Origin of the sequence: Streptosporangium sp. NPDC002721, from assembly GCF_042888905.1 — a bacterium.
GTDB lineage: Bacteria > Actinomycetota > Actinomycetes > Streptosporangiales > Streptosporangiaceae > Streptosporangium.
The window spans coordinates 32,586-51,969 of sequence record NZ_JBIAQI010000006.1 but is presented as its reverse complement, the minus strand read 5'-3'; the positions used below and the strand labels follow the sequence as shown (position 1 = coordinate 51,969).

At 71.2% G+C, this 19,384-nt stretch carries 15 protein-coding genes and 1 pseudogene; 9 read left to right on the top strand and 7 right to left on the bottom strand.

Annotated features, from left to right (window positions below):
- The first annotated feature begins 23 nt into the window (after positions 1-23).
- The 4 genes from ACFYWM_RS09480 (at position 24) to ACFYWM_RS09465 (ending at position 6,788) form a co-directional block, all read left to right on the top strand.
- Entirely contained in the window at positions 24-3,314 is a 3,291-nt protein-coding gene (locus ACFYWM_RS09480) for an efflux RND transporter permease subunit (RefSeq protein WP_389911230.1), read from the top strand.
- Positions 3,315-3,429: 115 nt separating this feature from the next.
- Positions 3,430-4,860 carry an adenylosuccinate lyase gene (gene purB / locus ACFYWM_RS09475; RefSeq protein ID WP_389911227.1) on the top strand — a complete coding sequence of 477 codons (1,431 nt, stop codon included), beginning with the start codon at positions 3,430-3,432 and terminating at the stop codon, positions 4,858-4,860.
- 22 nt (positions 4,861-4,882) lie between these two features.
- On the top strand, positions 4,883-5,665 hold the full coding sequence (locus ACFYWM_RS09470; protein WP_389911225.1) for a GNAT family N-acetyltransferase: 783 nt from the start codon (positions 4,883-4,885) through the stop codon (positions 5,663-5,665).
- Positions 5,666-5,768: 103 nt separating this feature from the next.
- Positions 5,769-6,788: a DUF4037 domain-containing protein gene (locus tag ACFYWM_RS09465; protein ID WP_389911222.1), complete on the top strand. Its 1,020-nt coding sequence runs from the start codon at positions 5,769-5,771 to the stop codon at positions 6,786-6,788.
- A 27-nt stretch (positions 6,789-6,815) separates the two neighbouring features.
- On the opposite strand, the gene ACFYWM_RS09460 is transcribed toward ACFYWM_RS09465, so the two are convergent.
- Positions 6,816-7,121, bottom strand: a complete 306-nt coding sequence (locus ACFYWM_RS09460; RefSeq protein ID WP_389911220.1) for a DUF3817 domain-containing protein — start codon at positions 7,119-7,121, stop codon at positions 6,816-6,818.
- A 370-nt stretch (positions 7,122-7,491) separates the two neighbouring features.
- Here ACFYWM_RS09460 and ACFYWM_RS09455 point away from each other — a divergent pair, with 370 nt between their 5' ends.
- Positions 7,492-9,477 (top strand): ABC transporter ATP-binding protein, encoded by a 1,986-nt coding sequence (locus ACFYWM_RS09455; RefSeq protein ID WP_389911218.1) that lies wholly within the window; start codon positions 7,492-7,494, stop codon positions 9,475-9,477.
- A 62-nt stretch (positions 9,478-9,539) separates the two neighbouring features.
- Here the strand turns inward: ACFYWM_RS09455 and ACFYWM_RS09450 are convergent, their stop codons facing one another.
- Together ACFYWM_RS09450 and ACFYWM_RS09445 are read right to left on the bottom strand one after the other, a co-directional pair.
- Positions 9,540-10,364: a MerR family transcriptional regulator gene (locus ACFYWM_RS09450; RefSeq protein ID WP_389911216.1), complete on the bottom strand. Its 825-nt coding sequence runs from the start codon at positions 10,362-10,364 to the stop codon at positions 9,540-9,542.
- 39 nt (positions 10,365-10,403) lie between these two features.
- Positions 10,404-11,354 (bottom strand): zinc-binding dehydrogenase, encoded by a 951-nt coding sequence (locus tag ACFYWM_RS09445; protein WP_389911213.1) that lies wholly within the window; start codon positions 11,352-11,354, stop codon positions 10,404-10,406.
- Between the two features lie 149 nt (positions 11,355-11,503).
- Here ACFYWM_RS09445 and ACFYWM_RS09440 point away from each other — a divergent pair, with 149 nt between their 5' ends.
- Positions 11,504-12,058, top strand: coding sequence for a TetR/AcrR family transcriptional regulator (locus ACFYWM_RS09440; protein ID WP_389911210.1), 555 nt, complete (start codon positions 11,504-11,506; stop codon positions 12,056-12,058).
- A 175-nt stretch (positions 12,059-12,233) separates the two neighbouring features.
- Complete coding sequence (locus tag ACFYWM_RS09435) at positions 12,234-12,488, top strand: helix-turn-helix domain-containing protein (protein WP_389911208.1); 255 nt, start codon at positions 12,234-12,236, stop codon at positions 12,486-12,488.
- A 68-nt stretch (positions 12,489-12,556) separates the two neighbouring features.
- Here ACFYWM_RS09435 and ACFYWM_RS09430 read toward each other — a convergent pair whose 3' ends face one another.
- Positions 12,557-13,636 (bottom strand): tyrosine-type recombinase/integrase, encoded by a 1,080-nt coding sequence (locus tag ACFYWM_RS09430; protein ID WP_389911205.1) that lies wholly within the window; start codon positions 13,634-13,636, stop codon positions 12,557-12,559.
- Positions 13,637-14,109: 473 nt separating this feature from the next.
- Here ACFYWM_RS09430 and ACFYWM_RS09425 point away from each other — a divergent pair, with 473 nt between their 5' ends.
- Together ACFYWM_RS09425 and ACFYWM_RS09420 are read left to right on the top strand one after the other, a co-directional pair.
- Positions 14,110-14,877: an SAM-dependent methyltransferase gene (locus ACFYWM_RS09425; protein ID WP_389911202.1), complete on the top strand. Its 768-nt coding sequence runs from the start codon at positions 14,110-14,112 to the stop codon at positions 14,875-14,877.
- A gap of 971 nt (positions 14,878-15,848) precedes the next feature.
- Positions 15,849-16,361, top strand: a pseudogene (locus ACFYWM_RS09420) (hypothetical protein); the annotation flags it as partial.
- Between the two features lie 258 nt (positions 16,362-16,619).
- On the opposite strand, the gene ACFYWM_RS09415 reads toward ACFYWM_RS09420, so the two are convergent.
- Genes ACFYWM_RS09415 through ACFYWM_RS09405 form a run of 3 tightly spaced genes read right to left on the bottom strand, consistent with a single transcriptional unit; the run spans position 16,620 to position 19,329 of the window.
- Positions 16,620-17,549 carry a metal ABC transporter permease gene (locus ACFYWM_RS09415; RefSeq protein WP_389911199.1) on the bottom strand — a complete coding sequence of 310 codons (930 nt, stop codon included), beginning with the start codon at positions 17,547-17,549 and terminating at the stop codon, positions 16,620-16,622.
- Positions 17,546-18,409, bottom strand: a complete 864-nt coding sequence (locus tag ACFYWM_RS09410; protein ID WP_389911197.1) for a metal ABC transporter ATP-binding protein — start codon at positions 18,407-18,409, stop codon at positions 17,546-17,548. The genes ACFYWM_RS09415 and ACFYWM_RS09410 overlap by 4 nt, the downstream gene beginning before the upstream one ends.
- Entirely contained in the window at positions 18,406-19,329 is a 924-nt protein-coding gene (locus ACFYWM_RS09405) for a metal ABC transporter solute-binding protein, Zn/Mn family (RefSeq protein ID WP_389911194.1), read from the bottom strand. Before ACFYWM_RS09405 ends, ACFYWM_RS09410 begins: the two co-directional genes overlap by 4 nt.
- Positions 19,330-19,384 lie beyond the last annotated feature (55 nt).

Here is a 19,384-nt window from a genome sequence, read left to right as displayed (position 1 = left end):
CCCTCCTTGAGGAGCCCGCCCCCATGACCTCCCTGGCCAGGTTGAGCCTCGCCAACCGCAGCCTCGTCATAATGATCGCGTTGGTGCTGAGCGCGTTCGGCCTGTTCGCGATCCCCTCGCTGAAACAACAGCTCCTGCCCTCGCTGTCGTTCCCGGGCGCGTTCGTGGCGGCCTCCTACCCGGGTGCCTCTCCTGAGATCGTCGAGGAGCAGGTGACCGAGCCGATCGAGAACAGCTTCCAGGGGCTGGAGGGGGTCTCGGAGGTGACCTCGACGTCCCGGGAGGGGATGGCGCAGGTCCAGGTGGCGTTCGAGTACGGCACCGACATCGACGCCGCGGTCGCCGACATGCAGCAGGCGGTCTCGCGGATCGAGGCGCAGCTGCCCGAGGGGGTCGATCCGCAGGTCCTGTCGGGCGGGACCGACGACATCCCGGTGATGCAGCTGGCGGTGGGCGACGGCGGCGACCAGCGGGCCATGGCCGAGAAGCTGGGGCGCCTGGTGGTGCCGGAGCTGCAGGCCATCGAGGGAGTGCGCTCGGCGACGGTGACGGGCACCCGCGACGAGGTGGTGACGATCACTCCGGACCTGCGCAAGATGGCGTTGGCGGGGGTGTCGCCGACGGCGGTGACCGAGGTGCTGCGGGCCAACGGCCAGCCGGTTCCGGCCGGTAGCGTGACCGAGGGCAAGGTGTCGCTGACGGTCCAGGTGGGGGCGCGGATCTCGACGCTGGAGGAGTTGCGGGACCTGTACCTGACGCCGGCCGCGCCGGCGCCGACGGCGCAGCAGGCGCCCGCCCAAGCCCGCCAGATGCCGCCCGGTGGCGGCACGGCCCAGCAGATCCAGCAGGCGCAGCGGGCCGCCCAGGCCCAGGCGCAGCGCCCGGCGGCGGCTCCCAAGCCGGTGCGGCTGGGGGACGTGGCCACGGTGGAGCGGACCCTGGCCGAGGGCACGTCGCTGACGCGCACCAACGGCCAGCCCAGCCTGGGGCTGTCGCTGACGATGACCCCTGACGGCAACGCGGTGGCGATCTCCCACGAGGTGCGCGAGAAGCTCCCGGAGCTGGTGCGCGCCATCGGGGATTCGTCGGAGATGACGGTCATCTTCGACCAGGCGCCGTACGTGGAGCGCTCGATCGAGGACTTGACGACCGAGGGCCTGCTGGGCCTGGCGTTCGCGGTGCTGGTCATCTTGGTCTTTCTGCTGTCGGTGCGCTCGACGCTGGTGACGGCGGCCTCGATCCCGCTGTCGGTGGTCATCGCGCTGATCGCCTTGTGGGTGGGCGACTACTCGCTGAACCTGCTGACGCTGGGCGCGCTGACGATCGCGGTGGGCCGGGTGGTCGACGACTCGATCGTGGTCCTGGAGAACATCAAGCGTCACCTGGGGTACGGGGAGGCCAAGCGCAAGGCGGTGCTGGCCGGGGTGCGCGAGGTCAGCGGCGCGGTGACGGCCTCGACGCTGACGACGGTGGCGGTGTTCCTGCCGATCGCGGTGGTGGGCGGCATGGTGGGGCAGCTGTTCGCGCCGTTCGCGATCACGGTGACGGTGGCGTTGCTGGCGTCGTTGCTGGTGTCGCTGACGGTGGTCCCGGTATTGGCGTACTGGTTTTTGAAGGCGCCGGTGCTCTCGCCGGAGCAGGCGCGGGCGGTGCGTGAGGAGGCCGAGGCCAAGGAGCTGCGCAGCCCCCTGCAGCGGGCCTACCTGCCGGTGTTGCGGTTCGCGACGCGGCGGCGCCTGGTGACGCTCCTGATCGGCGTGGTGGTGTTCGCCGCGACGATGGGACTGGCCGGCCGCCTGGAGACCAACTTCATCGACTCCTCCGGCCAGGACACGATCTCCCTCAGCCAGCGGATGCCGGCGGGCACCGACCTGGAGACGACGGACGCGGCGGCCAAGAAGGTCGAGGAGGTCCTGGCGTCACTGAAGGGCGTGCGCGACTACCAGGTCAACGTGGGCGGCGGCGGCGGCTTCCTGGGCATGGGTGGCGGCGGTGGCACCGGCGACCGGGCCTCGTACTCGCTGACGGTCGCCGAGGGGACCGACACCGTGGCGCTGGAGGAGCAGCTGCGCAAGCAGCTGGGGCAGCTGAGCGAGGCCGAGATCGGCAAGGTCACGATCGGCGGCGGCCAGGGCGCCCCCGGAGGCGGGGCGACCAACCAGCTGCAGGTGATCGTGCAGGCGCCGGACGTGGCGACGCTGCGCACGGCCAGCGAGGCGGTCCGCACCGCGATGGCCGACCTGGGCGGGCTGCGGGACGTGACCTCCAACCTGGCGGCCGGCGCCGAGCGGGTCGAGGTGCGCGTCGACCGGGAGAAGGCCGCGGCCAGGGGGCTGACGGAGACGCAGATCGGGCAGCTGGTGGCCCAGCAGTTCCGCGGGGCGCCGCTGGGCGAGCTGACGCTGGACGGCCGCTCGGGCGCGGTGGTGCTGCGGACCGTGGACGCGCCCGAGGACGTCAAGGCCGTGGAGGCGCTGAAGCTGCAGACCGCCACGGGTGTGGTGAAGCTGTCGCAGGTGGCGAAGGTGTCCACGGTGGCCGGTCCCACGCAGGTGACGCGGATCGACGGCGAGCGCAGCGCGACGGTCTCGGGTACGGCCACCGGCAGCGACCTGGGCGCCACGACGACGCAGCTGACCACCAAGCTGGACGCGCTGGCGCTGCCGGCCGGGGCGAGCTACACCATGGGCGGGGTCAGCGCCGACCAGGCCGAGGCGTTCGGGCAGCTGGGCCTGGCGATGCTGGCGGCGATCGCGATCGTCTTCATGATCATGGTGGCGGCGTTCCGGAGCTTCGTGCAGCCGCTGATCCTGCTGGTGTCGGTGCCGTTCGCGGCGACCGGCGCGATCGGGCTGCTGCTGGCCACGGGCACCCCGATGGGTGTTCCGGCCCTGATCGGCATGCTGATGCTGATCGGCATCGTGGTGACCAACGCGATCGTGCTGATCGACCTGATCAACCAGTACCGCGAGCAGGGCATGGGCATCGTGGAGGCGGTGATCGAAGGCGGCCGGCGCAGGTTGCGGCCGATCCTGATGACCGCCGTGGCGACGATCTTCGCGTTGATCCCGATGGCGCTGGGGCTGACCGGCTCGGGCGGGTTCATCTCCCAGCCGCTGGCGATCGTGGTGATCGGCGGCCTGCTGTCGTCGACGTTGCTGACGCTGGTGCTGGTGCCGACCCTGTATGTGATGGTGGAGCGGCTCAAGGAGCGGCTGGGCCGCAAGAAGCCCGCCAAGGACGGTAAGGACGGCGGTGAGCGGCCGCAGCTGAAGGTCTACGACAAGGACGAGCTGGCGCCGACGACCCGCTAGACCCCGTGGAAGGAGAAGCCGGTCGCCCCTCGGGGCGGCCGGCTTCCGCCTTTTCCGGGGGAGCCGCGCGCCCCTGGTCGGGGCGGGCGGGAACGGCGGAATATACTGACGCAACGTGACTGCCAAGCCGCGTATCCCCAATGTCCTTGCCGCCCGCTACGCCTCCGCGCAGCTGGCCCACCTGTGGTCTTCCGAGTACAAGGTGGTGGCCGAGCGGCGCCTGTGGCTGGCCGTGCTGGCCGCGCAGGCACGCCTGGGAGTGGAGGTGCCCGCCCAGGCGCGGGCCGACTACGAGAAGGTCCTCGACCACGTCGACCTGGAGTCGATCGCCGCCCGCGAGCGCGTCACCCGCCACGACGTCAAGGCCCGCATCGAGGAGTTCAACGCGCTGGCCGGCCACGAGCAGGTCCACAAGGGCATGACCTCACGCGACCTGACCGAGAACGTCGAGCAGCTGCAGATCCGCGACAGCCTGGTGGTCGTGCGCGACCGGTGCGTGGCGCTGCTGGCCGCGCTGGCGCACCTGGCCACGACGCACTCGAATCTGGTGATGGCCGGGCGCTCGCACAACGTGGCCGCGCAGACCACGACGCTGGGCAAGCGGTTCGCCTCGGCGGCCGACGAGCTGCTGGTGGCTTTTGCCCGGCTGGAGGAGCTCATCGCCCGCTACCCGCTGCGCGGCGTCAAGGGGCCGGTCGGCACCGCCCAGGACATGCTGGACCTGCTGGGCGGCGACGCGGGCAAGCTGGCGGAGCTGGAGGACGAGGTGGCCGCGCACCTGGGGTTCGCCCACCGGCTCACCAGCGTGGGACAGGTCTACCCGCGCTCGCTGGACTACGAGGCGCTCACCACGCTGGTGCAGCTGGCCGCCTCCCCCTCCTCGCTGGCCAAGACGATCCGGCTGATGGCCGGGCACGAGCTGGTCACCGAGGGCTTCGCCGAGGGCCAGGTCGGCTCCTCGGCGATGCCGCACAAGATGAACACCCGCTCGTGCGAGCGGGTCAACGGCCTGGCGGTCATCTTGCGCGGGTACGCCTCCATGACCGGGGAGCTGGCCGGCGACCAGTGGAACGAGGGCGACGTCTCCTGCTCGGTGGTACGCCGGGTGGCGCTGCCGGACGCCTTCTTCGCCTTCGACGGGCTGGTGGAGACCATGCTGACGGTGCTGGAGGAGTTCGGCGCCTTCCCCGCGGTGATCGCCGCCGAGCTCGACCGCTACCTGCCGTTCCTGGCCACCACGAAGATGCTGATGGCCGCGGTACGGGCCGGGGTGGGCCGCGAGAGCGCCCATGAGCTGATCAAGGAGCACGCGGTGGCCTCGGCGCTGGCGATGCGCGAGGGCGCGGGCGTCAACGAGCTGATCGCCCGCCTGGGGGCCGACGAGCGCTTCCCCTTGGAGGAGGATCGGCTGGCGGCCCTGCTGGGTGAGCCGATCTCCTTCACCGGCGCGGCCTCGGCCCAGGTGGAGGCGGTCGTGGCCCGCGTGGCGCAGGTCGTGGCCCGCCACCCGCAGGCGGCCGCCTACCGGCCCGGGGCGATCCTCTGACCGCCACGAACACACGAACGCCATGAACCACACGAACGGCGTGAACGGTGTGAACGGCACGCCGGTGCGGCTGAAGGACGCCGCCGAGGTGGCCGAGGCCTGCGCCGGCGACGCGCTCCTGCTGTGGGGAGCGCAGGGGATGGGCCCCGGGGTGCGGGCGTGGGCGCTGGGGGAGGCGGTGGCCGTGGCCTGCCCCGACCTCAACCGCCGCGACCGCCTGACCGTGGGCGGCTCGCCCGGCCCGGTGAGCACCCTGGTGAAACACGCGCTACGGGAGGCCGGCCCCTCCTACCGGATGGTGGGGGAGCGGGCACTGGTCGAGGAAGTCGCCGCCCGGCTGCGGATGCGGGTGCACGGCTCGTTCGAATGGATGGACACCCCGCCCGGCGCCACCTTCACCCCCCCTGCGGCGGCCGGAGGGGCGCGGTGGCTGCCGCAGGCCCAGGAGGGGGAGGTGAGCGTCCTGCTCGCCGAGGCCTCCCCCACCGCCTGGGCGGTACCGGGCGTGGCGGGAGTACGGCGCTGGGCCGGGGTACGCGGCCAGGACGGGCACCTGGTCGCGGTGGCCGCCGACGCCTGGTCCTGCCCCGCGGTGGGATTCGCCGCCGGGGTCGCCACCGCACCGGCCGTACGCGGCCGCGGCTACGGCGAGCGGGTGTGCCGGTTCGTGTTCGCCGAGCTGGCCGCCGCCCACGACCGGGTCGCGCTGATGGTCGACACCGAAAACCACGCCGCCATCACCCTGTACGAGCGGCTGGGACTTCGCCGGCGCCCGCTGGCCGCCGCCGCCCCGGAGGGCGCCTGACCTCACCCGGATCCCCCCTCGCCCGCCCGGCACCGGCCGGGGCGGGGGCCCGGGGGAAAACCTGGTGCGAGGCGCGGTCGCGGCAGGCAGAGTGGACGAAATGATGTCCAGTTTCATACCTGGCCTGGAGCTTTCGCGTGCTTTCTACGCCCAGGTCGTACAGCCGATCATCGCCGACGTGCCGCACAGCGCCGCGCTGATCGGCGCCGGGTCGGAGGTGCTGGCCTTCGACACCGAACGCTCCACCGACCACGACTGGGGCCCCAGGGTGGTGGTGTTCGTCGCGGCGCACCGCACCGAGCCGGTCCGGCGCGCCGTCGGCGAGCAGCTGCCCGCCGACTTTCGCGGCTACCGCACCACCGTGACCGGCGCCCGCCACGGCGTGCAGGTGAGCGACGCGGCGACCTGGTTCACCGAACGGCTCGGCTTCGACCCGCTGCGAGGGGTGGGCGCCCTGGACTGGCTGTCGACCCCCTGGCAGCGGCTGGCCGAGGTCACCAGCGGGGAGGTCTTCCACGACGGCCTGGAGGTCCTGGAGCGCTCCCGTACGGCACTGCGCTGGTACCCCCCCGACCTGGAACGCTACGTGCTGGCCGGGCAGTGGCGGCGCCTGGCCCAGCAGGAGGCCTTCCCCGGCCGGTGCGGGGAGGTCGGCGACGACCTGGGCTCGGCACTGGTCACCGCGAGCCTGGGCCGCGACCTGATGCGGCTGGTGATGCTGACACGCCGGCGCTACCCGCCCTACGCCAAGTGGCTGGGCAGCGCTTTCGCCCGCCTGCCGGGCACGGCCGAGCTGGGCGACGCGCTGTCGGCGGCGCTGGCGGCCACCGGGTGGCGCGAACGCGAGCGGCACCTGGGGGTGGTGTACCGGCGGGTGGCGTCCCTGCACAACCGGATGGGGGTGGCCCCCGCCCTGGAGGGGAGCCTGCGCCCCTACCACAGCCGGCCCTTCCAGGTCATCGACGCCGGCCGGTTCGCCGACGTCCTCGGCGACGCGGTCACCGACCCCCGCGTGCGGGCGCTGCCGCCGGTGGGCTCGATCGACCAGTTCGGCGACTGCGCCGACCTGCTGACCGACCCGCGGCGCTGCCGGGCGGCCACCCGCGCCGTCCTGGACCTGTGAAACCGCGGCCGAGGCGTCGAGGCGGGGTCAGGCGGTGACCGGCTCCCGGTGGCGGGCGAGCATGCGCCGCTCGAACCACAACGTCGCCAGCGGCGGGATCGAGCACACCAGGCCGACGACGACCGTGCCCAGGCTCCAGCGGGCCTGGCGGGCCGCGTACAGCACCGCGGCCAGATAGAGCACGAACAGGGCGCCGTGCACCGGGCCGAAGATCTTCACGCCGAGGTCGCCGGTGGCGGCGACGTACTTGAAGTACATGCCGATGAGCAGTCCCGCCCACGAGCACGCTTCGGCGATCGCCACATAACGGAACAGGCGGAGTGCGGTCGGCACGGCGAGTACACCTCTCCAAAGGGGAAGACGTCCGGACGGCGAGGCATCCGGACAGGGGGCTGACGGACCGGGGTGAACGGCTTCCAGCCTAGGGGGACAGGGGGCCGCCCACCCCGCCGGGCCCCAGAGGCCTGTACGGCGGGGGAGACGCCCTTGACCTGAAGTTAACTTCAGCTTCTAGGGTCATGGTGCGGGCACCGCCCGCGCGCCCTCACCGGGCGCCGGCCGCTGCCACCGGGGACGGCGGGACGCGAGCCGCGCACGGCCGCGGCGCCCCCCCTCACGACGAGCAGCGGCGAGCAGCGGCGAGCAGCGGCGAGCGATGACGAATGACGACGAGTGACGAGCACGGAAACACGGTGAACCTGTGATGAGCATGGAAATGGCGGCCTGGCACTCGCTCTACAGCGCGGTGCACGCCCAGCAGGACCGGCGGCCCTTCTCCAAGGCCACCCTGCGGCGCATCGCCGCCTTCGCCCGCCCGCACCGCACCCTGCTGGTGTGGTTCCTGCTGCTGAGCGTGATCTCGGCGGTGCTGGCGGTGGCCACCCCGGTACTGGCCGGGCAGGTGGTCGACGCGATCGTCGGCGGCGCCGCGACCGGCGTCGTGTTCCGGCTGGCCGCCCTGATCGCGGTGATCGCGCTGGCCGAGGCGGCGCTGGGCCTGCTGACCCGGTGGATGTCGGCCAGCATCGGCGAGGGGCTGATCCTGCGACTGCGCGGCGCCGTCTTCGACCACGTGCAGCGCATGCCGATCGCCTTCTTCACCCGCACCCGTACCGGCGCGCTGGTCAGCCGGTTGAACAACGACGTCATCGGCGCCCAGCGCGCTTTCAGCGACACCCTCTCGGGGGTGGCGGGCAACCTGGTGACGCTCGCCCTGACCCTGGTGGTGATGGTCGGCATCTCCTGGCAGCTGACCGCGCTGGCGCTGATCCTGCTGCCGCTGTTCGTCCTGCCCGCCCGGCGCGTCGGCACCCGGCTGGCCCGGATGGAACGCGAGGCCGCCGACCACAACGCGGCGATGAGCACCCAGATGACCGAACGCTTCTCCGCCCCCGGCGCCACCCTCGTCAAACTGTTCGGCCGCCCCGCCCAGGAGTCGGCCGAGTTCCTGGCACGAGCACGGCGGGTGCGCGACATCGGCGTCCGCACCGCGATGGTGCAGTCGGTGTTCGTCACCGCCCTCACCCTGGTCTCGGCGCTGGCCCTGGCCCTGGTCTACGGGGTCGGCGGCTTCTACGCGCTGAGCGGGAGCCTGGAGCCGGGCGCCCTGGTGGCGCTGGCGCTGCTGCTGACCCGCCTGTACGCGCCGCTGACCGCGCTGGCCGGGGCGCGGGTGGAGGTGATGAGCGCCCTGGTCAGCTTCGAGCGCGTCTTCGAGATCCTCGACCTGCGACCGCTGATCACCGACCGGCCCGACGCCCGCCCAGTGCCCGAGGGGCCGGTGACGGTGGAGTTCGACGACGTCGGCTTCGCCTACCCCTCGGCTGAGAAGGTCTCGCTCGCCTCCCTGGAGGAGGTCGCCACCCTGGACGCGCGCGGCGGCACGACCGTGCTGCACGAGGTGTCCTTCCGCGCCGAGGCCGGGCAGATGATCGCGCTGGTGGGCTCCTCGGGAGCGGGCAAGTCCACGATCGCGCAACTGCTGGCACGCCTGTACGACGTCGACAGCGGCGCGGTACGGCTGGCGGGGGTGGACGTGCGCGAGCTGTCGGCGGCCTCGATCCGTCAGACACTGGGCGTGGTGACCCAGGACGGGCACCTGTTCCACGACTCGATCCGCGCCAACCTGCTGCTGGCCCGCCCCGAGGCCGGCACCGAGGAACTGTGGCAGGTGCTGCGGCGCGCCCGGCTGGCCGACCTGGTCGCCTCGCTGCCCGACGGCCTGGACACCGTGGTCGGCGAACGCGGCTACCGCCTCTCGGGCGGGGAGCGCCAGCGGCTGACCATCGCCCGGCTGCTGCTGGCCCGCCCCAGGGTGGTGGTGCTGGACGAGGCCACCGCCCACCTGGACTCCACCTCCGAGGCCGCGGTCCAAGAGGCCCTGGCCGAGGCGCTGGCCGGACGGACCGCGCTGGTCATCGCCCACCGGCTGTCGACGATCCGCGCCGCGGACCTGATCCTGGTGGTGGAGGACGGGCGGATCGCCGAGCGGGGCACGCACGCCACGCTGCTGGCCGCCGGAGGCCGCTACGCGCAGCTGTATCGCACCCAGTTCGACCGGCGGGCCACCACCCAGACCACCCTGGCCGCCCCGGCCCCCCAGACCACCCTGGCCGCCCCGGCCGCTTCCGGCGGGGGAGACGAGCTCGGCGGGGGAGAGGTCGCCGAAGGCGCCGTGGCCGCCCGCTGAACACCCCGCTGTCCCTCTCCCTTCCGGGAACCGGGGAAGAGGGGTGGCGGGAAGCGGGATCGTCAGGGCCGGTGACCGGCGCGGTCGGCGTTGGCGTGGATGGCGTCACGGATGTAGACGGCCAGGCCCGTGGCCGAGGCCTCGTAGACGGCGGCGAAACGCGGATCGGCGACGTACATGTCGCCCAGGCCGCGGTGGATGTCGTAGGAGCAGTCGTAACACCAGCGGGTGAGGTGCGCCCGGTGCTCTTCGGCCAGCCCCATCGCCCGCGCCCCGCCGGCCGGCAGCCCCGCGAGGTAGGCCTCGGTGAAGTCACGCACCGTCCGGGCGGCCTCCTCGGTGAAGCGCGCCCAGTCGGCCCCGGTCATCGCCGCGGCCCTGGCGCGCGACTGCCGCCAGGTGTCAGTGTGCCCCCAGCGCCGGGACGCCTCCTCGTCGTGGTCCTCGGGAACGAAGTCGCCGAAGATCTCGAAACGCTCCTGGGGGGTCAGCGGGATGCTCAAGATGTTCGCCTCCATGGCGTGCTCGACCGCGGCCGCCATCGCCCGCAACCGGTCGATGCGCCGGGTGAGGAGCTCGTGCTGGCGCCGCAGATGCGTCAGGGTGTCGGTGCCGGGGGCGTCGAGGATGGCGGTGATCTCCTCCAGCGCGAAGCCGAGCTCGCGGTAGAACAGCACGTGCTGCAGGCGCTGCAGGTCGGCGTCGGTGTAGCGGCGGTACCCGGCCGCGGTGCGCCGCCCCGGCGAGACCAGCCCGATCTCGTCGTAGTGGTGCAGCGTGCGCACGCTGACCGCGGCGATGCGCGCCACCTGCCCGATGGAGTGGTCCCGCGCGCGGCCGGGCCCACGGTCGTCCCCGTGACCCGCCTCGCGTGTCGCCTGCCTCATGACGTTCCCCGGTTCACCGTGCCAGCCTGCACCCTCACGTTACGGCAGGGTCAAGCCCCCGGTGCCGGTGCCGGGGGTGATGTCGATGACGGCCTTGCCGGTGACCTGGCGCTCGCGGACCACCCGTACCGCCTCTGCGGCCCGCTCCCAGGAGCCGCGCCAGCCTACCTGCGCCGACAGCGCCCCCGAGGCGAGCAGGCCGGCCAGCAGGCCCAGGTCGGCGCCGACGGCTGAGGCGTCGCCGAAGGAGCTCAGGGTGCGGGCGGCGCCGGGGAAGAAGGTCGAGCCGGGAGGGAAGACGGCGGGCTCGCCGCCGGCCCAGCCGATGCTCTGCAGGGTGGCGCCGGGAGCCAGCAGCCCCCAGGCGGCCACCAGGTAGGGGCCCCCGACGGTCTCCAGCACCACGTCGACCGGCTCGCCCAGCTCCCGCAGGCCGGGGAGACCGACGACGACCTCGTGGGCGCCGAGCGCGGTCAGGGCGGCGGCATGGGCGCCGTCGCGGACCGAGGCGAGAACGTGGGCGCCGGCCCGGGCGGCCAGCTGCACGCCGTAGCGGCCCACTGCGCCGCTCGCCCCGGTGACCAGCACCCGCCGTCCCAGGACCGAGCCGGCCGCGCGCAGGGTACGCAGGACCGTCATGCCCGCCATGGGCAGCGCCGCGGCCTCGGCCAGGGCGGCCCCGCGCGGCAGGGGGGCGACGTCGGCGCCGGAGACCGCCAGCAGCTCGGCCCACGCGCCGGGGCCGAAGGCCAGCACGCGGGTGCCCGCCGCCGGGCCGCTGCCGTCGGCGGCGGCGCGGACGACGACTCCGGCGGCGTCGTGGCCGCCCACGTGACCGGCGGGCAGCTGGGCGAGCATGCCCAGCTCGCCGGGGTTGAGGGAGGCGTGGCGCACCTGGACGAGCACCTGGCCGGGGCCGGGCTCGGGGTCTGGGGCCTGGCCCAGGCGCAGGCCGCAGGGGAGTGAGGGATCGACGACGAGAGCGCGCATGGCGGATGCTCCTGACCGTGAGAGGAGATGCGCGGAAGCCCCCGCACCCCAACAAAACGGACCAATGGTCCGGTTAGTTGTCGGCTAATATACGGACTCACGGTCCGGTTAAGCAAAGAAACGACCACGCGAAAAAACGGGGGACAGCGATGAGCGAACGCGCCGACGCCGCCCGCAACCGCCGCGCCATCCTCACCGCCGCCGAGGACCTCCTGGCCGCCCACGGCCCCCACATCTCCCTGGACCAGGTCGCCGCACACGCCCAGGTAGGCAAGGGCACCGTCTTCCGGCGCTTCGGCAACCGCACCGGACTGATGCAGGCCCTGCTGCAGGAACGAGCCCTGCACCTGCGCCAGGCACTGGAATCGGGCCCGCCACCCCTGGGACCGGGCGCGCCACCCGCCGAGCGCATCGTCGCCTTCCTCGACGCACTCTCCCACCTGGCCGCCGGCAACCTCGCCCTGCTGGCCGCCCACGAACGCTCCTGCGCCACCGACCGCCACGCCGACCCCACCTACGTACGCTGGCACGCCCACCTGGAGACCCTGATCGCCCAGGCTCGCCCCGACCTGGACGCCACCTTCGTCGCCCACGCCCTGCTGGGCATGTTCGACGCCGACATGGTGCGCCGCCTCACCCTGGAGGACGACCCCGGCAGGTTCGCCCGCTCGCTACGCCAGCTGGTGGGGGAGCTGCTGGCCTGACCCGGCCCTGCCGCCGCGCCGCCCCTCTCGAGCGGGCCGTCCCCGGTGACGGCCACCGCGTGCTCCGCGTGCTCCGCGTGCTCCACGTGCGGCGCCCACCCGGCCGGCATGTGACACACTCCGGTTACCCAATACCTGTACCGGTATTGTTATCACGCTTGCTAGGATCTGGCACATGGTGCGACCCCCGCTGACCGAACTCGACCGCGAACGCGGCCACCGCCTGGGCACGATCCTGCGCCAGGCACGCGGCACGCGCAGCATGACCGAAGTGGCCGCCGCCGCCGGAATGTCCGCCGAGACCCTCCGCAAGATAGAGACCGGCCGCATCCCCACCCCGGCCTTCTTCACCGTCGCCGCCCTGGCCCACGCCCTCAACGTCTCCCTGGACGTCCTGGCCGAGGTGTGCGCCGAAGAACACGCCGCCTGAACACCCCCGCCACCCGACGGGACCGGGGCCGTCGGGGGAGCCGGGCGGCCCCCCCGACGGCCCGCCGATCAGCCCGACGCCGGGCCCCGCAGCAACGGATGCGACCGCATCGCCACCTCCAGCTCCCCGGGCAGCTCATCACGGTAACGCCCCAGCGTCGCCAGATCACTGTGCCCCAGAACCCGCCGCACCGCGTCCATGTCCACCGCGTCGGCCAGCAGATGAGTGGCCGTGGTGTGCCGCAACCCGTGCGGCGTCACCGAACGACGCCGATCGGGATCCACCCCCCGCTGCACCCGATCGATCACCGCCTGCACGTCCCCGCGCGCCAGACGCCGCCCCCGCCACGACAACAACAACGCCTTCTCCGCCGAGGCCATCCGCCCGTGCAGCAGATACGCCTCCAGCACCAGCGCCACATCGGCGGGCAACGGCACATCCCGCGTCTTGCCGCCCTTACCGAAGATCCGCCAGTAACGCACCCCGTCGTTGGTGTAGAAATCCTCCACGTTCGCCCGTACCAGCTCCGACACCCGCGGACCCATCGTCGACAACATCAACACGATCAGCCCATCACGCAACTCGGTGTGCTGGTCACGCCGCCGCGTCCGCCCCGTACCCGCCACGGGCGTCTCGGCCACCACCGCACCACCATCGGGCCCGCCGCCCAGCTCACGCGCCGCACCGATCAGACCCCGCGCCTGCTCACGGGTGAGCGCCCGCCGCTCCGGCCGCAGCCCCCCACGCTCCCTGGCCGTCACCGTCGCCATCGCCATCGGATTGACCTGCACCCACCCCGCCAGCACCGCGTGCTTGAACAACGCCGAGATCGACCGCCGAAACCGCGCCTGCGAGGAGGCCGACTGCGAGGCCGTCCGCGACGCGCCCGCCCGCTCGCCGGACCGCGAGCGCCGCCGCCCGTCAGGCTTGCGGGCGAAGGCCAGCAGGACGGCGTCCACGTCCTCACCGGTCAGATCGTCCAGCACCACCTCCTCACCCGCCAGGTCCACGAAAGTGGCCACGTCACGCGCGTACACCTCCGCCGTCGACGCCGACAGCGCACCGGTCAGGGTCTTGGCCCGCACCAGCTCCACATAACGATCGGCCGACTCGCCCACACTGAGACGATTCAGATCAGCTGGCCGCATGATCCCGGCGACACCCCTCCCGCATCCGGGCCGTCGTCAACGGCCACCCACCTCGCACCAGTGCCACATCCCCGCCCGCCGAAACACCACCACCGAGACCACCGGAGTCAGCCGTCACCACCCCCGGCCACCCATGACCGCGGGGGAGCGGCCCACCGGAAAGAACGGCCCCTTCACCACCCCTGCCGCACTCCGACAGATCACCGATCATGCACATCCCCCCACGGTAGACGAACCTCCGCCCTCGCAGGGCCCCCACGAAAAGTCCCACCAACCCGCCCGGGAACACCGCCTACGGGGAGACAAGCCCGGCGTGTCACCTATGAGGGAGATTCGGAGCCTCACGTGCGGGGGAGAGGGGCCTCCGCGACGAGCGGCGGTTCCACGGCGTCCTCCGGACTCTTACGAACGTGTTCAACAGGCCGTCGATATTCGATGGCGCGCTGAGGCGGGCAGGAGGCAGGATCCGGTGCATGAGCCTGCGCTTCCACGAGATCGCCGAGGGACGCCACCGGATACTCAACCCGATCACCGACGCCAAGCTCGACCTGCTGGGCGAGGTGACCCGGCTGCGGCCGGGCATGCGCCAGCTCGACCTCGCGAGCGGCAAGGGCGAGATGCTCTGCCGGTGGGCCGCCGCGCACGGGGTGGAGGGCGTCGGCGTGGACATCAGCCACGTCTTCCATGCCGCCGCCCTGGCACGGGCGGCCGAACTCGGCGTCGAGGACAAGGTGCGCTTCGAACGGGCGGAGGCGGCACACTACGCCGCGGGCGCCAAGGGAGCCGACTACGATCTGGTCTCGTGCATCGGCGCCACCTGGATCGGCGGAGGCCTCACCGGCACCCTCGACCTCATGATCCCCGCGCTCGCCGAGGGCGGCACCCTGCTGGTCGGCGAGCCGTACTGGATCGACGAGCCGCCGCCGGAGGCGTACGAGGCCCTGGGCATGGAGCCGGGAGAGTTCACCTCGCTGGGCGGCATCCTCGAACGGTTCGAGTCGTGCGGGGTCGAGCTGGTCGAGATGGTGCTGGCCGACGGCGACAGCTGGGACCGCTACATGGCGAGCCAGTGGTGGAGCCTCACCGAACACCTCGCCGCCGAGCCCGCCGACCCCGAAGCCGACGAGATCCAGAAGTTCCTCGACCGGGCCCGGAGCTCGCACCTCATGTACGGCAGGCGCTACCTCGGCTGGGGCGTCTTCGTGCTCAAGCGGCCGAAGGGTCGGCCACCTGGCCGATGAACAGCAGGGCCGCGTTCGCCTTGTTCGCCTTGTTCGCCTGCTGCGCGATCGCGAAGGCGAACGGATGGTCGCTCCGCCGGACACGACCTCCACGGCGAGCGAAGAGCTGCTTATGGGGGACTTGAGACGGTATGGTTTATACCAAACAGAATTGAGCTTCTGTATGGTTAAGGGTTTTTTGTGCCGATAGGGCCTGTTCGGCATGCCGTGCAGGTTTTGTCTGCTGGACGCTTCCCGTCACGAGAAGACAGAGGGCGGTGCGCTTCCTTCCGGGTGTGTCATGGCGCTCCGAGACCCCTTATGTGCATGATCGCCACAGCTGATCATTTCGTCGAACAAGATCCAAAAGTCGTCGCACCGCCTAAAATGATCAAAAGGTGGAGTGGTTCCGTTGGTGCGTGCCGCACGAGACTGTCCCATCACGGGTGGCCTGCCCGGTAAGGGCTGCTTCGTGGATGTGATTGGGTCACCCGTCTCGGCTAACCAGCTCTGCGACCATGGTCATCTCGAGCGGTCTGCCCGGTCGAGCGATTTGTCTGATTTGACCGACTCTGTCGGGTGTCTTTCGTTGGCTGTTCAATGACAGTGGCCGGCGTCCACGAAATCAGTGCCCGGGTGGCCTCTCCCCTGGGCCGTCAGGGCAAAATATTCGCTTTGACGGATGAATATGGGCAGGTCAGCGCTACTGAAGATCCCCGCGACCGGCACGTCGCTCCGGATCCGATGGTGGACCACTCCCCCGGTCGGTGATCTCACCGATGGGGTGCGGGCGTGATATCCGGCATCGGGCGGCGGTGACTGCGGCCGGTAGGTGGCGATGAGACCCATAGCGTAATGGGAAGATTACCGACGGTGCCGATCTGGCGGAGTCGGCGCAGGTTCTGAGCCGCCGTGCGTTCGAGGTGCAGGCGCAGCAGGTGGGCGCAGGTTCGTGCGTCACGTTCGGCGCTGTGTGCCAGGCATCTGCCGCAGCGGTGCTGGCCGGAGCACTCACCGCCTACACCCTCGGCGCACTCGCCGGGGCCGCGCTCATGGCGCGCTGGCAGCCGCGCGCGCAAGGCTGGACGGCACTGGCGGGCCTGGCCCTGTACGGCTTCGCACCGCTGAGCCTGTTGCTGCCGGTGCACCCCGCGGTGGTTTTCGTCGCCTACGCGATCGCCGGGCTGGGGATCGAGCTGTTCAACGTGGCGTGGTTCACCGCCACGCAGCGCGAGGTGGACCCTCGCCTGCTGGCACGGGTGTCCTCGCCGGACTTCCTCGTCTCCTACGGCCTGGCGCCCATCGGTCTGGCGTTCCTGGCTCCGGCCGTGGACACCTTCGGCTGGCGGCCGGTGCTGGCGGCCTGCGCGATCATCTGCTTGCTGGCTCCTGCCGCGGCGGCACTGGTCCCGAGCAGCCATGGCTTCTCCGACCGCACCGGTGAACGCCGCCGGAAAGACGCGACGGTTGCTTCACGGGCACGTGGCGGTTCCACAGCCGGGTAAGAGCGAACACGGGTATGGCTTCCCACCCTGGGCCACCGTGTTTGGTACTTCGCCGTCTGGCGCTGGGGCGCCGAGCGCCCTGTGGGCCGGCCGATGTTCCAGCTGATCGAGCCGACTCCTCGTTCGGTTAGGAAAGCAGACAGTCGGCTCGGTACCCGGGCGAGCGTTTCCGGGGTCGAGGCTGTCGAGAACACTGTGACGGTGAGGCCTGAGCCGCGGGCACAGTTCAACGTCAACCACTCACACGAAGAACGGTGGCTACCTCAGGCGCATCGACAGGTGGCGTGCGGGAGTATTCGAGTGCCTCTCCCTTTCTCCGGCCGAAGACGGCCCTGAAGACCTGTTTCCCGCGCGGGTACGCAGTACTCCGATCGCTCGGCAGAGCAGGTAGATGGTGAAGGAGATGGTGGTGACGTACGGGCTGATCGGGATGCTGCTGCCCAGTGCCAGCAGAATGCCGCCCAGCATCGAGGTGAGAGCGAACACGACGCTGAGCAGTGTGACCAGGCCCGGTGAGGCGCTGACTCGCATTGCCGCCGCGGCGGGGGTGACGAGCAGGGCCAGGACCAGGAGCGCGCCCACGACCTGGATGGAGACGGCCACCGACAGGCCAAGGAGGACCATGAAGATGGAGGACAGGGCCCGGACGGGGACGCCCCTGGCGGCGGCGACCTCGGGATCCAGGCTGGCGAACGTGAGAGGCCGCCAGAGCACGCAAAGACCCATCAAGACCACCGCGCAGGTACTGATCAACCAGGTCATCTGCACGGTGTCGACCGCGACGATCTGACCGGTCAGCAGCCCGAACTTGTTCGCCGCCCGCCCCTTGTACAGGGCCAAAAACAGCACACCCAGACCGAGACCGAACGGCATCAACACCCCGATGATCGAATTGCGGTCCCGGGCACGCACCCCCAGAGCGCCGATGATCAGCGCCGCGACGATCGAGCCGGCCAGGGAGCCCGCGGCGACGTTCACACCGACCAGCAACGCCGCGGAGGCGCCGGCGAAGGACAGTTCCGCGACACCGTGCACGGCGAAGGCGAGGTCACGCATCATGACGAAGGTGCCGATGATGCCACCGACCAGGCCCAGCATCGCTCCCGCGACAAGAGAGTTACGGACCAGGAACAACAGCTCGCCGTAGTTGTCGTAGTTGAAGATCTGCTGCCAGATGTCATCGGTCATGCTGGAGGCTCTCCGCCGTGGTCGTGGGAGCCCGGGGCGCCGACGACCACGAACCTGCCGCGGACCCGGAGCACCTCCACCGGGCTTTCGTACAGGTCGGACAAGGTCTGGGAGGTCATGACCTCCTCGGGGGGGCCGATGAGGAACCGTCCCCCGGCGAGGTAGAGCACTCGGTCGACCATCTCCAGGATCGGGTTGATCTCATGCGTGACGAACACCACCGAGGTGGCGCAGGAACGCCGTCGCGCGTCCACCAGGGTGGCCACCACCTGCTGATGGTGCAGATCCAATGACAGCAAGGGCTCGTCGCAGAGCAGAATGGCCGGGTCGGTGGCGAGGGCCTGGGCAACGCGCAGCCGTTGCTGCTCTCCGCCCGACAGCAAGGCGAGGGGAACGTCGGCGAACGCCGTAGCGCCCACGGCCTCCAGGAGTTCCTCCACCCGCCGCCGTGAGCGGCGGCCGCCGGCTGAGAGACCCCAGCGGTGCCCGTCCACGCCGAGCCGGACCAGGTCACGGCCCCGCAGCGGGGTCTGCGCGGCGACGGCCCGCTGCTGCGGGATGTACCCGATCAGATCGCTCCCCCGGCGAACCGGCCGTCCGCCCACCGTCAACGTGCCTGCCGACAGCGCCTGCTGACCGAGAAGGACGCGCAGGAAACTGGTCTTACCCGACCCGTTCGGTCCCAGGACCGCGACGAACTCGCCACGCCGCAGATCCAGGTCCAGGCCCTGCCACAGGGTCCGATCGCCGTAGGCGAGCCCCGCGCCGGCCAGGCTCAGCATGACGTCGCCGTCGTCCATCACCTCGCCGTGACGCGAAGCCGCGGCGTCAACGGGGTCGGCGTCAACGGGGTCGGTCATGTCGCGAGAGCAGCTTGGAGGGCGTCGAGGTTGGCGGTCATCCAGCCGATGTAGTCCTTGCCCTCGGGCAGGGTCTCGGTGAACGTCACGACCGGGATGTCGTTGTCGTCGGCCGCCTTCTTGAGCTGCTCGGTCTGCGGCCCGCTCGTCTGCTCGTTGTAGACCAGAGCTTCGACCTTCTTGTCGCTGAGCAGGGCGAGCGTTTCTCGCAGGACCTCGGGAGAGACGTCGTCGCCTTCCTCGATGGCCTCGCTGAACTCCTCGGGGGTGAGGTTCTTCAGTCCTGCGGCGTCCAGGACGTACAGCGGAACGGGCTCGGTGATGGCCACGGCGGCGCCGCCCGTCTCGACGGCGATTTTCGCCTCGTGGTCGATCAGTGGCTGGAGCTTGTTCTTGAAGGCGTCGGCGTTGGCGGTGAAGGTGGCCGCCGAGGCGGGGTCGGCCTTGGTCAGGGCCGCGGAGATCCGGTCGGTGATCTTGGCGACCGAGGGGAAGTCGTACCAGATGTGTTCGTTGAGTTCGCCGTCTGCGGGTGCCGTCCTGCCGGAGACGGCGACAGCGTTGATGATCTCCGCGGAGGAGTTGCCGCTGGATTTGATCATGGTGTCGACGAAGTCGTCGTACCCGCCGCCGTTCTCGACGACGACCTTGGCCTTGGACAGCGCGAGCTGGTTTTGGGTGTTGGCCTCGTAGGAATGCGGGTCCTGCGCGGGATCGGAGATGATCGAGGTCACCGCGACCTTGTCGCCCCCCACCTGCTTGACGATGTCTCCGTAGACGTTGGTCGAGGCCACCACGGTGATGGGCGTCGAAGGCGGCGCGCTTCCGGTCGCCGAGGAGGTGGGCTGCGACGCGGGTGAGGGTGACGCGCCGCATCCGGCCATCAGCAGCGCCAGGGCACAGAGAGCGGCAGAGCGCATGAGGTGCATGCCGGACCTTCCTAGATCAATAACGATTTTCATTTCAATCTGGTGC

Excerpts from the sequence above, each read along its gene's own strand:
- ACFYWM_RS09480 (WP_389911230.1), top strand. The coding sequence starts at position 24 with ATGACCTCCCTGGCCAGGTTGAGCCTCGCCAACCGCAGCCTCGTCATA.
- ACFYWM_RS09470 (WP_389911225.1), top strand. The coding sequence starts at position 4,883 with ATGAACCACACGAACGGCGTGAACGGTGTGAACGGCACGCCGGTGCGG.
- ACFYWM_RS09465 (WP_389911222.1), top strand. The coding sequence starts at position 5,769 with ATGTCCAGTTTCATACCTGGCCTGGAGCTTTCGCGTGCTTTCTACGCC.
- ACFYWM_RS09455 (WP_389911218.1), top strand. The coding sequence starts at position 7,492 with ATGAGCATGGAAATGGCGGCCTGGCACTCGCTCTACAGCGCGGTGCAC.
- ACFYWM_RS09450 (WP_389911216.1), bottom strand. The coding sequence starts at position 10,364 with ATGAGGCAGGCGACACGCGAGGCGGGTCACGGGGACGACCGTGGGCCC.
- ACFYWM_RS09445 (WP_389911213.1), bottom strand. The coding sequence starts at position 11,354 with ATGCGCGCTCTCGTCGTCGATCCCTCACTCCCCTGCGGCCTGCGCCTG.
- ACFYWM_RS09440 (WP_389911210.1), top strand. The coding sequence starts at position 11,504 with ATGAGCGAACGCGCCGACGCCGCCCGCAACCGCCGCGCCATCCTCACC.
- ACFYWM_RS09435 (WP_389911208.1), top strand. The coding sequence starts at position 12,234 with ATGGTGCGACCCCCGCTGACCGAACTCGACCGCGAACGCGGCCACCGC.
- ACFYWM_RS09430 (WP_389911205.1), bottom strand. The coding sequence starts at position 13,636 with ATGCGGCCAGCTGATCTGAATCGTCTCAGTGTGGGCGAGTCGGCCGAT.
- ACFYWM_RS09425 (WP_389911202.1), top strand. The coding sequence starts at position 14,110 with ATGAGCCTGCGCTTCCACGAGATCGCCGAGGGACGCCACCGGATACTC.
- ACFYWM_RS09415 (WP_389911199.1), bottom strand. The coding sequence starts at position 17,549 with ATGACCGATGACATCTGGCAGCAGATCTTCAACTACGACAACTACGGC.
- ACFYWM_RS09410 (WP_389911197.1), bottom strand. The coding sequence starts at position 18,409 with ATGACCGACCCCGTTGACGCCGACCCCGTTGACGCCGCGGCTTCGCGT.
- ACFYWM_RS09405 (WP_389911194.1), bottom strand. The coding sequence starts at position 19,329 with ATGCGCTCTGCCGCTCTCTGTGCCCTGGCGCTGCTGATGGCCGGATGC.